Raw genomic sequence first — 12,804 nt, 5'->3', positions numbered from 1 at the left:
AGGTGACTCGCGTCAGTGAGTCGGACAAGCTATAGACCTATCAAGCTATTGCTCGATTAAGAAAGGTGTTCAACAATCGCCACACCTACAGCGTGTGCGCTTGTTGGGTTTTGACCGGTGATCACTCGCTCATCAGCAATCACAAGCTCTTGCCAAGGTTGAACCTTGTTGAAACGTGCTGCCCCGCGAGCTAGCGACTCTTCCAGTAGGAATGGAATGTCGTTGATGGTGCCAAAGTCGATCTCTTCTTCACGTGTAAAGCCAGTCACTGATTTAGAGCTCAGAAGTGTTTCGCCATTGCTCAGTACGATAGGTAGTAGGGCTGCTGGGCCGTGACATACTGCCGCGACAACGCCACCGTCTTCATAATGCTTGGCAGCGATGCTAGCAAATTGATCGTTAGACGCTAGGTCTGAAAGCAGGCCAAAACCACCTGGGTAGAAGATCGCATCATAGCTGTCTGCATTGATTTGGCTTACTGGAATCGTGTTGTTTATGCGGTTTTGGAAGTCATCATTCGCCAAGATTTCAGCATTAACCGTATCTCCTTCAATATCAGTTCCGTACAGCGGTGCTTTGCCGCCATTGATAGAAGTAATGTCGTATTCGAACCCAGCAGCTAGGATCTCTTTCAGAGCGTGGGTAAGTTCTGGAGCATAAGTGCCGTTCGCTTCATCTGTCTCGCCAAGTGTCGCGTGGTTAGTTACTGGAATTAGTATTTTTTTCATGATTCGTCCCTTTGAGCTGCTGTTCTTCTCGTTAGATGTTGGCGTTTTTCTCTAAGCACTCGTGCTTGGTGTTAACCTGTGCACTGTGACTTGGCTATCGCCGTCTTGTTACATCTAATACTAGTTCCAAATCATTTAGGTGATAATATGCTTAAAAGGCAAAACATTGTTGCCATATAGCAAAGATAAAACGCGAGTAGGTTAAGTATGGATAGTTTTGAAGGGATTAACGAATTCGTTGCGGTTGCCGAATGCCACGGTTTTTCTGCGGCCGCTAAGCAGTTAGGTTGCAGCACCAGCCATGTGAGTCGACAAGTTTCAAGGTTGGAAGAGCGAGTTGGGGTGGCTTTGCTTGCCCGTTCAACACGCATGGTAAGCCTGACTGAGTCTGGACATACTTACTATCAACAGTGCAAAGATTTAGTTATCGGGCTGCAACAAGCCAATGAGCAAGTTACGTCACAACAAACTCAGCTTAGCGGTACATTGCGTGTTAGTGCTGCGGGCGCATTTGCCGAGAATCATGTCGCGGCAGCGCTGATGGAGTTTGCAAAGTCTCATCCAGATCTAACCATTGAAATGAACTTCAACACCAAGATGGTGAACTTTATTGAAGACGGTATCGACTTCGCGATTCGTTACGGTCGGTTAGATGACTCAGGGCTGGTGGCAAGAAAGTTGGTTGATCGCCCAATGGCAGCGGCGGCGAGTAAAGCGTATATCGATCAATATGGCGCCCCCACTCATCCAGAACAGTTAAAACAACACAGCTGTATTATTGCCAATAGTGATCAATGGTTGTTTGAGCAAAATGGAAAGCCAATGAATGCGGTAAGAGTGCATGGTCGTTGGAGAAGTAACAATTCAAGCGCGGTACTGAAAGCGTGTGAAGAGGGGCTTGGCGTTGTGTACCTTCCTAGAAGCAGTTTTAATGGTGGGCTAACCAATGGCAAGCTGGTTCCTGTGCTAGAAGAGTATTGGGGTTCGGGTACAAGCAGTTGGATTGTTTATCAGAACCGACGCTTTTTGCCTCAGCGAGCGCGGCTAGCTATAGACTTCTTATTAGGTTATTTCTCTGACTGGGATGAGTAAAATGTGCCATTGAAGTGTGTATGCTGCTCGATATTGATGATTCTAAATCGATTAATGATACATACGGTCACATGCTCGGTGACGTCGCGGGTCGCTGGGGTGGTGAAGAGTTTATTGTCTTCATTCCGAATGCAACGGCAGAAATGCCATATAAAATCTCTGAACAAATTCGCCAACAGTTTAATCAAGCTGAGTTCAAAATTGATGAACAGATTCGATTCAATTCGAGTGTCAGTATTGGAGTGAGCGATAGCCGTGCGTGTGAAGAAGGCATGACGATTGATGCTCTGGTTAATCTCACCGATCAATCTTTTTATCGCGCCAAAGCCAATGGTAAAAACTGTGTAGATGGAGATATGGTCGCGCTCTAGCCTTTTCTCGTTATTTTTTTAAAGCGGAGCGTTCTATCTAAAATAAAAATGCCCTGAAGCAGAAGCATCAGGGCATTTTTGTATCTCACTTGTAATGGTGCTCTGCTGTTTAAGCAGAAACCTCAACTTCGTAAGAACCAAATTTACGGATATTAATTACGCCCGTATCTAGGATTAGGTATTGGCCTTTAATGCCTTGCAGCACGCCAGATACTTCAGGATTCTTATCAAAGTTATGCGAAACAATCTTCACTGGGTGCTGTTCAACTGGGTAGCTTAGTGAAGTGATGTCCTCACTCAATACTTCGATAGCGTCATCTCCGAATTTTGCTTTAATCTTTTGGATCTTATCTTCAACCAGTGGAAGCAGCTTTTTTGCTTTCTCTACGAGTTCCATGTCGTCGCCATCGCCTTTCAGCAGTGTGCGCCAGTTGGTCTTATCAGCAATGTGTTTTGCTAATTCAACTTCAATCAGGCCAGAGATTTGGCGAGTCTTAACTTTAAGGATCGGTAGGCCTTGCGTTGCGCCTTGGTCAATCCAACGGGTAGGGATCTGCGTATGGCGAGTAATTCCCACTTTTAGGCTTGATGTGTTCGACAGGTAAACGAAGTGATCAACCATGCAGTTTGCTTCGCCCCATTCAGGCTCACGACAGGTGCCTTCATCGTAGTGGCAAGTCTCTGGCTTCATGATGCACATGTCGCAGCTTGCTAGCTTTTTCATACATACAAAGCAGTGGCCTTGAGAGTAGCTTTTCTTGGTTTTCTTACCACAAGAGCAGCAAAAAATATTACCAGTGTGAGTCAGGTTGATGGTTTTACCAATCAGAGGGTTTAGCTCTACAAACTCTTCGCCTACAGGCAAACGGTAGGTTACCGCGCCATCAAGGGACGCGCTCATCTTCTTGAGTGTTCCTTTCGCTAATAAAGACATGACATTACTCATTGTATTTTGATTATTATTTCGTCGGCTCGCTTACCCTATAATCAGGCAGTACGGCTAACGATGATTATGCGATGAGTATAACAAATGGCGCCTGTTTTTATACGCAATATTACTTGATTCTCGACGTAAATAATCAGCATGAAATACAAGCACAAAAATATAGTGTGACATTTTTTTAGGCGTGATATAACGTTTTTTTAGTGAATTGTTGGAATTAAGATCACTAATTTGTATAACTTATTTTATATCGTGAAACCCTAAAGATAGGGATATAAGCCGGAAGCTTAGACGTGAAGTGGATCCATAAGATTGTTATCTTTCTAGTTATCGCAACACTTGCCATTGTGCAGTATTACCGTGTGAGCGGAAATCGTGTGATAACGGCAATTACACCAGATAAATATGAGTTTATCGCGACCAGCGATCAAGTTGACAGCGGGACGAGTACCTCTCAATTATCCTATGAAAATGGGTTACACGTTCTCGACTGTGAGTTGAAGGCTTCGGAGTATCCTTGGCCTTACTGCGGTTTATCGATTCGTATCGATCCAGATATAACCACTGGCCTTGACCTTTCTCAGTATCACACCTTTAGAGTGAACATTGATTACCATGCGGAAGCGGATTCTAGCGGTCGTTTACGAACCTACCTGAGAAACTATAACCCTGCGTATTCGGTTCCGGATAATGAGTATACGCACAAGTACAATGGTATGGAGTTCTCGCCGGGTGTCGATGGGGGCGTGATTGAAATACCGATTAAAAACCTGCAAGTGATGACATGGTGGCTAGCGGACAATGACGTTGCGCTAGAGCACTCTGCTCCTGAGTACTCCAATGTAAACATGGTAGAGTTCGCGACGGCCTCGGGCGCAAAACTTGGGCATCATCGCATTGTTATTCGTAGTATCGAATTTGAGGGCTCTTACATCACCGGCGAGAGCTTGTTCCTAATCTTGCTGTTTGTTTGGGTTGGCACTGGCACCGTATTCTTAATTTCAGAGTTACACAACTCGCGTAAACGTATGGTGATTGCCGAGAAAAGACATCATCACCTTAAGAACGTCAACCAAGCATTAAGAGAGCAGAATTTTGAGTTCTCCGAAATGGCGTACCGTGATGAGTTGACCGGAATTCTCAACAGGCATGCGATTCGTGACTGGTTGAAGATGCAGTCGCAACATGTCAAACTCAGTATGCTGTATCTCGATATCGACTACTTCAAGAGTGTGAATGACAAGTACGGCCATCAAATGGGAGACCATATCCTACGAGAGTTCAGCATGGTGGTCGGCAGTGCAATCAGCCCTACAGATAAGCTGGTACGTTGGGGCGGTGAGGAATTTATTGTCTTCTGCCCTGAAACTGAGGCGGGTGAGGCCCAGAGTAAGGCGGAACGAATTCGCTTCTTGGTGAGTCAGCATTTATGGGTTCATGGTGACCCGATGACATGCAGTATCGGTATTGCTGAGATGAGGCAGGAGAGGGTGACAGAGACAATCGCTCGCGCTGACGAGGCGCTCTATCAAGCTAAACACTCAGGGCGCAATCAGGTGATCTTGAGCCACTAATCTACAAATTGTTTTGATTACTTTATAAGCCACACGTGCATATATGACGTGTGGCGTTTTTGTGCGCGCTGTATGAGTTTACTCTCTAAAGCTTTTGTAGGTTTGTTTGGATAGCGTATTGAAATGATCTCATTGTTCTTTAAATGTTTGCTTGGTGCCGCAGCGGTTTTGTTGATTGCAGTTGTCAAAAAGTAAGAGTTTTACATATCAGGGCTTGTACCTCTTTTTCCTACCTTTGCCTTGATTGCTCATTACATTGTCGGCACAGAGCAAACCATGGTAGAGCTGCGCACTACCATGGTTTGGCCTGTTTTCTCTGGTGCCATACGCGGCTTATTTAGGGGCGGTATATGTGTTTAGCTATCGCTATAACTTAGTGTCGACTCTGTTGCTGGCAACAGTGGTCTGGGTACTGTGCGCCTCTCTGTTGCTGATCGGTTGGACGCGTGTTGTGCCAAGTGTGGCGTGATAAGTGACTTTTAGAACGGGAATGATTACGTGATAGGGATGTAAATACCCAAACAAAAAAGGTGGCGAGGAGCCACCAAAAAGGGAAATCGTTTTATTATTCTTTTTAAATGCCCGCTTAGTGATAACCTCAAGTAAATGATGGCTTCACATTGAGTGGGCATTTTTATACTGGCTGAGCGGGGCAACTGCAGCCAGTTAAGTCAGAGCTTTTGCTTATGCAGTTCTCTTTATCAGTCTTTACTTCTTACCAGAAGATCCAAGCGAACAGTGTTAGCACTAGGATACAAACTAGGTTTAGAACCATACCAATTCGCATCATCTCTTTCTGCTTGATATGACCAGAACCAAATACAATCGCGTTTGGTGGTGTTGCAACAGGTAACATGAAGGCACAAGATGCAGCGACAGCGATTAATGCAGACAGGATAACTGGCGACATACCTAATGCTTCAGCAATGGTTGCGAATACTGGTACTAACAGTGCTGCACTCGCTGTGTTACTCGCAAATTCCGTTAGGAATACCACGAACGCTACCACGGCTAGAATCGTAAGCAGTACGCCTGCTGTTTCTAAAAATCCGCTTAGTGAGTGTGCTAGGAATACGCTGGTGCCAGTCGCTTTAAGGATGTTACTTAGACAGATACCACCACCGAATAGAATCAATACACCCCAGTCGGTTGTCTTCTCAACATCTTTCCATTCCACCGCTCGAGAAGCGCCAAGCAGGACGATTGCACCAATCGCAACCAAGCTATCGAACTTAGAGAAACCGCCGATCATTGCGTTGATTGGCTTACCGAAAATCCACAGAGTCACGGTAAGTAGGAATATAGACAGTGTGATTTTTTTGCTGTTTGTCCACTCTACTGGCGCTTGGTCTAGCTCGAACTTGTGGTTTAGTTTTGGCTTAGTCATCACGTAAAGAATCAACATTGCGATTGGCAATAGAATCATCGATATTGGTAGGCCAAGTGCCATCCATTCAGTGAAGCTAAGACCAACTTCCGCAGCAGCGATAGCGTTCGGTGGGCTACCTACTAGGGTTGCGATACCACCGATAGACGCACAGTAAGCGATGCCCAGTAGCACGAACACGTAAGTATTGCGGTCTTCACTTTGGTCTACTTTGTTCATGATGCCAAGAACCAGAGGAAGCATCATTGCAGTGGTGGCAGTGTTTGAAATCCACATGGATAGACCTGCACTCACACCGAACAACATGAACACAGCGACCGACATTCTGCCTTTTGCAATCAACAGCACTTTGTCAGCAATCGCTTTATCTAACTCTTGTTTGTTCAGTGCGGCTGCCAAGGCAAAGCCACCCATGAATAGGAAGATGATTGGGTTCGAAAAGTTAGCCAGCGCTGCGGGCGTGTTGAATACACCAAACAAGACAGCCAATAGGGGAACGAGCAAAGCGGTGATGCTGACGTGAATAGCTTCTGTTAACCATAAAATAGCAACGAACACGAGAATACTCAAACCAGTATTGACTTGTGATTCGAAAGGAAGGGTGTTGAGCAAGAGTACGAATAGCGTGAAATTACCGATTAATATCATGCTGTTGCGGGTAAACAACCAGTGTTTCAGTGTAGTAACAAGTGCCGTCATAAGGCGCTCCTTTTGTTTATCCTCGTTTATTAGTGCACTTGCTTCATTGAGCCGTGCTTATTGTTTTTCGAGGAATGTTGACTTCATGTAGGGTTGGGCTTTGTTGAGGGAATGTTACTTAAGTTAATAAAGGGGCGTTGGTGTGTTTTTGTATAACAGTAGGGAAATGTGAGGCAACAAATTCAAAATGTGTAGATTTCTACACATCGGTTTCTGAAGGGGTTGAAATAGGGCTTGGAATTGGTGATGTTTCTTGTTTTGGGCTAGGCTGAATCGGCTCTTTCGGGCCAAGAAATTTCGGTGTTGTACCCATAATATACAAGTCTAGAAAGGCTTTGGTGCGAGCAAACACTTCACGTAAACGTATTGATGTTCCAGAGTGGCGAGTCGGCCCGGAAACCGCTAAACATTGCGCGTGAATGTCATATGAGTTGGCGATGAATAGCGCTCGTTCACAGTGGAATTTTTGAGTGATGATCAGGAAGTTGTCGGTATCGAAGATCTTCTTCGCACGAACAATCGAGTCTAAAGTTCTAAAGCCCGCGTAGTCGAGGTTGATACGCTCATCAGGAACGCCAGCTTTTAACAAGTCGCGTTTCATTGTCCACGGCTCATTGTAAGAGCGGTGAGCGTTGTCGCCACTTAATAAAAATTGGTCTACTTTTTCACGGTCGAACAGCTCAATGGCCGCTTCAATGCGGTGTTTGTAATAGTCGTTGAGCGTTCTACCCAAGTATTTGCTGGTACCCAGTACGACGGCGACCTCAAGCTCAGGCACTTCATCAATATCGTAGATGATGCGATCTTCCGCTTGCCATGAAACCCAATAATCGATCGCAATAACCGCAGCGCTGCCTACTAAGAACACGAGGAAAGCGCCAAACAGAAAACCTTGCAGTTTTTTGTAAGCTGTTTTTAGGTAGCTACGGATAATGTGAGAATCAAATTTCACTCTCGGTATGGTCCTTTGACTGAGCATTAATTTTTGAGTGCTCGATAATACCAAATAAAAATGAGAAAAATCAGTTAAAAAGACAAGTCAGTGTAAAGAAAAAAGCCCCTGCAATGCAGGGGCTCTTGTAAGAGTGGTATTTGAGAACAAGTACGCTCTATTAGAATGCAGTACGCTTGTAGCGACGGTAAACCGGCTGCCAGAAGTGCTGATCAATCGCTTGTTGTAGAGCTTCTTCAGTGATCTCTAGTGCAACACCTTGTTCAATCGCTTTTTTACCCACAGCAAAAGCAATCTTCTTAGATACAGTGTGGATCTCTTCCAGTGGTGGAAGTAGAGCGCCAGAACCATTGATTGCTAGTGGAGAACACGTTGCAAGTGCACGGCTCGATTCCATTAGCATTTCGTCAGTGATGCGTGAAGCGTTCACAGCTAGCACACCAAGGCCAATACCCGGGAAGATGTAGCTGTTGTTACACTGAGCGATTGGGTAAGTTGTGCCGTTGTGAACCACTGGCTCAAATGGGCTACCTGTTGCAACAAGTGCTTGGCCATCAGTCCAACGAATGATGTCGTTTGGTGTTGCTTCAACACGGCTTGTTGGGTTCGATAGCGGGAACACGATAGGGCGTTCGCAGTGAAGGTTCATCTCTTTGATAACTTCTTTGCTGAACAGACCCGGCGCACCAGATACACCAACCAATACTGTTGGTTTAGCGTGACGAACAACATCTAGTAGAGAGAAACCTGTACCATCGCTTTCCCAATCTTTAGTGTTCGCATTGGTTTGAACTAGGCGCTGTTGGAAATCAAGCAGGTTCTGCATGCCTTCCTGCAGTAAGCCCCAACGGTCAACCATGTAAACTTGAGAGCGAGCTTGCTCGTCGCTGATACCTTCAGACACCATTTGAGCAATGATAGCTTCCGCGATACCACAGCCTGCAGAACCCGCACCTAAGAAGGTGATACGTTGATCTGACAGTTTGCTGTTTGCTGCTTTACATGCTGCAAGTAGAGAACCCACGGTTACTGCTGCTGTTCCCTGGATGTCATCGTTGAAACAACAGATGCGATCTTTGTAGCGCTCAAGCAGTGGCATTGCGTTCTTTTGTGCGAAATCTTCGAACTGAACTAGAGCATCAGGCCAACGACGTTGAACCGCTTGAATGAACTCTTCAACGAATGCATCGTAATCAGCACCTGTGATACGAGGATGACGCCAACCCATGTACATTGGGTCAGCAAGACGTTGAGGGTTGTTTGTACCCACATCTAGCACGATTGGTAGCATGTATGCTGGGCTGATGCCGCCACAAGCTGTGTAAAGTGCTAGTTTACCGATTGGAATACCCATGCCACCGATACCTTGGTCTCCCAAACCAAGAATGCGCTCACCGTCCGTAACCACGATAACTTTAACATTGTGGTTTGTCGCATTATTCAGTAGATCATCGATACGATCGCGGTTCGGGTAAGAGATAAACAGACCACGACCACGACGGTAGATATTTGAGAAGTTCTCACATGCTGCGCCAACCGTTGGCGTGTAAATGATAGGCATCATTTCAGAGATGTGGTTTTGAACTAAACGATAAAAAAGCGTTTCATTAGTGTCTTGGATGTTACGAAGGTAGATATGCTTATCCATATCACTTTCGAAGTTACAATATTGTTTATATGCACGTCCAACTTGCTCTTGGATTGTTTCCGTTGTTTCCGGCAACAAACCTTCAAGGTTAAAAGAGCTACGCTCTTCAGCAGTGAATGCGCTGCCTTTGTTTAGAAGGGGTGTACTTAGTAGAGCAGGACCAGCATAAGGGATATATAGAGGGCGTTTATCGTTGTTCATTGGATGCCTAATATGGGAGAAAGGGTAACTGAAAAATGATAACGGTTTAGTTATTCAATTGTAAATACTTTCTCCCCGATCTGGGCAAACAAAATGATATTCTTTCTCCTATCCCACAGTTATCGAATTCTAACGTCATAATTCGTTATACTTTGCTCACATTTTTTCGCGGCTCTCTCTTTTTATGTCTCAACTTCCCATCGATAGCTATCAAAGTACTTTCCATCAACTGATCGCCGATTCTCACCTTGTTGTCGAAGCTGAAACCGGTTCGGGTAAATCAACGCGCTTGCCAATTTGGGCATATCAACATGGGCGTGTGCTGGTGGTGGAACCAAGAAGGATCGCTTGTACATCGTTAGCTAAGTTTCTAGCGAAAGAATCGGGCGAGAAGTTGGGCTGTAAAGTGGGTTACGCCATCAAGCTTGAAGCGCAATACAACGAGCAGACTGATGTAGTGTTTGTTACGCCCGGCATTGCTTTACGTTGGTTAGCAGAAGATGGGCTAGCCGGTTTTGATGTGATTGTGGTGGATGAATTTCACGAAAGGCGTTGGGACATCGACTTGCTGGTGGCGATCCTCAAACAGAAGGCGAGCCATCGTTTGGTCATCACATCGGCAACCATCGAAGGGGAGCGTCTCGCTGATTATCTAAAAGCGAACAGGATCAGTTGTGAGGGGCGAACTTATCAGGTTGATATAGAGTACAGAGCAAATGAATCTAGAGCTTTGCCGGATAGTCGACATTTAGAGCAACGCATCGCTGAAGAAGTGAAGCACCAACTTATTGCATCTCACGGCGATATCTTGGTTTTCCTTCCAGGCAAGAAAGAGATTGTGCAGTGTGAGCAAGCGCTGGCAAAACATCCGGATCTGCAAGTTATTAAATTGCATGCCTCCGTGAGTGACAAGGAGCGAGATCTCGCGCTATCTGGTCGCAATGTGGCTAACGACGATGGCGATGGAAACGATGGCAGAGGCTTACGAAAGGTCATTCTCGCGACTAACGTGGCTGAAACCTCGCTAACCATTCCCGATATTGGTGTGGTAATTGATTCAGGATTAGAGAGAAGAACCGTTCAGCGTAACGGCAGAACCACTTTGATGCTGAAATCCATATCTCGATCGAGTGCCAAGCAGCGAGCAGGCCGTGCGGGCAGGGTAATGGACGGTGTTTGCGTTCGTTTGTATGGCGAACATGCAGCATTAGAGCTAGTCACGCCACCAGAATTGCAGCGTGAAGAGCTGACTGAGCCGATGTTGGCGGCGGCATGCAGTGGTTTCACTTTGGAGAGTTTATCTTTCCTCGACCCGATTCCAGAAAAATCGCTACACAGCGCAACACACACTTTGCTGACGATGAAAGCGATTGACGACGATCATCAAGTTACCGAGCATGGCAAAAAGCTTTACCCGCTGCCGATTGATGCTTTGTATGCCGACATTGTTACCCGCATTAAAACCAAAGCATTGAAAGAGGCGATGGTCGATCTAACGGCTGCATTGTCTGTCCCTGCTCGTTTATATCAGTTACCCAATAATGTTGAACATTTGGAAGCGCTCGCTCAGCAAGAAAAAGAGGGCTGTGATTTAACCTTGTTGATTCAGATTGTGCGTGGTCGCGATTATCCGCACCTTGAAATCGACCAACAAGCTTTGGCGGAAGCACAAGGGCTTGCCGAGCAAATGCGTGAAGTGTTTGAGCTTCCTCAGTTGGAAGTTGCCTCTCGTTATCAACGAACGGCCCTGCTTGAAACCATTATTAAGTTGCATCCTGAGTTGGTGTTTGTGCGCCGTTTAAAAAGAAGAGAGGCATTTGCTAACGGGTCACTAGAGGTGGTGCTTGGTCGACAAAATCGCTTTCCTGATAATGCGCAGGCTATGTTGGTGTTTGATACACACAGCCTTCCCGGGCGAGGAGTTAAGCAGACACTGACTCTCGCAACGACCACTGCACCGATTGCAATTGATCTGATGGTTGACGCGGAACTTGGCGAATGGCAACAGGGCGAAACAGTGGTCAATGATGATGGTGTGTTTACCGAGATGGATTTGGTGTACGCAGGTCGCACAATCACGACAAAACAGGTTGCTGCAGAAGGTCAGTTGTCCTTAAAGCCCATCGTGGATCTGGTGGTAACTGGTACTCAGCTTCCTGGTTTTGCTGAGGCTCGCACTCGAGAGATCAAGCATTGGCAGCTGTACGTCAAACTTGGGCTGGATGAGCAAACCAAGTTTACCTCCGATATCGAGCAACTGAGTTTTGAATCGTGGTTTATTGAGCAGCTTGAAGTGCTAGGAGTTACTGATGTCAGTGAGCTTGAAATGTTTGATGCTTCGGACATTCCTTTTGAAGGTATCCCTAGTTGGCAATACACAGAGTTCGCTGAAAAGTACCCGTTCTCACTTACTCTTGCTGACTTGAACTTGGAGGTTGAGTACCTTGTGGGAAGAAAGCTGATTTACGTTCATTATCAGTCGGGTAGTAGAAAATCACCGCCGAAACGATGGGAGTTACCGACTTGGTCTGGCTGGCGTATTCAGTACAAAAAGGCGAGCCGAATTATTGATATAAAATAGATAGATAAGTTTTATCTTCAAAATATTAATCAAATAGGCGCATATATGATTTTTCAGTGGTGATTATGTTACAAATTTGATTTTTATATGCCATTTTAACCAATCAAAAGGTCATAAAAGACCATTCTTCTATATCCTATTGCTATAAAGAAAGAGTTGATAGATATTGAGTATATTGTGTTGCCAAAGTGTCGGGGGACATCATGGATAATCAGAAAGAGACGCGTGTAGAGTTTGATTACACAACTTTTCTTGGCGCCTCGTGCAGTAAAAAATGGACTTTTCTGGAAGCACTTACCACAATCGCTCCAGTGTTCAGTACCGTTTGGCGAGACAGCATCAAAGAGCTAGCAAGCCCAGAAGATCGCTTATGGCAAATGGCACTAAAATCGATGTCTACACGTAAAAGTGATGAATCGAACATCGTTACTTTGCTTAAGCTTGCCAAATTAGAAGGTATCAATGAGCTCAAAGTAGTGATGCCATATTCTCTTGAAGAAGAGCAGATTGAGTACATCGAATCGCGTAGTCATTTAGTGATTGCAGGTAATACTGGAGAAGAGTTTACTATTCGACTGTAAGCCTTGCACCAGTGAGAGCGATGCTCAAACAAGACTGAAAACTACAT

General features: G+C 45.4%; 9 protein-coding genes and 2 pseudogenes. 6 read left to right on the top strand and 5 right to left on the bottom strand.

Annotated elements, in window-relative coordinates; all coding sequences use genetic code 11:
• Positions 1-56 precede the first annotated feature (56 nt).
• Positions 57-728 (bottom strand): type 1 glutamine amidotransferase domain-containing protein, encoded by a 672-nt coding sequence (locus tag L1D11_RS13780; RefSeq protein WP_239833918.1) that lies wholly within the window; start codon positions 726-728, stop codon positions 57-59.
• A 207-nt stretch (positions 729-935) separates the two neighbouring features.
• Here L1D11_RS13780 and L1D11_RS13775 point away from each other — a divergent pair, with 207 nt between their 5' ends.
• Positions 936-1,820, top strand: a complete 885-nt coding sequence (locus tag L1D11_RS13775; protein WP_239862573.1) for a LysR family transcriptional regulator — start codon at positions 936-938, stop codon at positions 1,818-1,820.
• A 14-nt stretch (positions 1,821-1,834) separates the two neighbouring features.
• Positions 1,835-2,191: pseudogene (locus L1D11_RS13770) on the top strand (GGDEF domain-containing protein); the annotation flags it as partial.
• 109 nt (positions 2,192-2,300) lie between these two features.
• Here the strand turns inward: L1D11_RS13770 and L1D11_RS13765 are convergent.
• Positions 2,301-3,125 carry a DUF2797 domain-containing protein gene (locus L1D11_RS13765; RefSeq protein WP_239862571.1) on the bottom strand — a complete coding sequence of 275 codons (825 nt, stop codon included), beginning with the start codon at positions 3,123-3,125 and terminating at the stop codon, positions 2,301-2,303.
• Between the two features lie 302 nt (positions 3,126-3,427).
• On the opposite strand from L1D11_RS13765, the gene L1D11_RS13760 reads away from it, so the two are divergent.
• A complete protein-coding gene (locus L1D11_RS13760) occupies positions 3,428-4,708 on the top strand; it encodes a GGDEF domain-containing protein (protein WP_239862569.1) in 1,281 nt (426 codons plus the stop codon).
• Between the two features lie 123 nt (positions 4,709-4,831).
• Positions 4,832-5,177 (top strand): annotated as a pseudogene (locus tag L1D11_RS13755) (GlpM family protein).
• A gap of 246 nt (positions 5,178-5,423) precedes the next feature.
• Here the strand turns inward: L1D11_RS13755 and L1D11_RS13750 are convergent.
• The 3 genes from L1D11_RS13750 to L1D11_RS13740 all read right to left on the bottom strand — a co-directional run bounded on the left by L1D11_RS13750 (position 5,424) and on the right by L1D11_RS13740 (position 9,595).
• Positions 5,424-6,794: a DASS family sodium-coupled anion symporter gene (locus L1D11_RS13750; RefSeq protein ID WP_239833914.1), complete on the bottom strand. Its 1,371-nt coding sequence runs from the start codon at positions 6,792-6,794 to the stop codon at positions 5,424-5,426.
• Positions 6,795-6,993: 199 nt separating this feature from the next.
• Positions 6,994-7,746 (bottom strand): ElyC/SanA/YdcF family protein, encoded by a 753-nt coding sequence (locus tag L1D11_RS13745; protein ID WP_239833913.1) that lies wholly within the window; start codon positions 7,744-7,746, stop codon positions 6,994-6,996.
• Positions 7,747-7,906: 160 nt separating this feature from the next.
• A complete protein-coding gene (locus L1D11_RS13740; protein WP_239833912.1) occupies positions 7,907-9,595 on the bottom strand; it encodes an NAD-dependent malic enzyme in 1,689 nt (562 codons plus the stop codon).
• Positions 9,596-9,779: 184 nt separating this feature from the next.
• Here L1D11_RS13740 and L1D11_RS13735 point away from each other — a divergent pair, with 184 nt between their 5' ends.
• Positions 9,780-12,176, top strand: a complete 2,397-nt coding sequence (locus L1D11_RS13735) for a helicase-related protein (protein ID WP_239833911.1) — start codon at positions 9,780-9,782, stop codon at positions 12,174-12,176.
• Between the two features lie 203 nt (positions 12,177-12,379).
• Entirely contained in the window at positions 12,380-12,757 is a 378-nt protein-coding gene (locus tag L1D11_RS13730; RefSeq protein WP_004738481.1) for a hypothetical protein, read from the top strand.
• Positions 12,758-12,804: the final 47 nt, after the last annotated feature.

The organism is Vibrio sp. Isolate32 (assembly GCF_022397955.1).
Classification (GTDB): Bacteria; Pseudomonadota; Gammaproteobacteria; order Enterobacterales; family Vibrionaceae; genus Vibrio.
The sequence above is the reverse complement of the archived record's forward strand: the minus strand, read 5'-3'. Positions and strand labels throughout refer to the sequence as shown.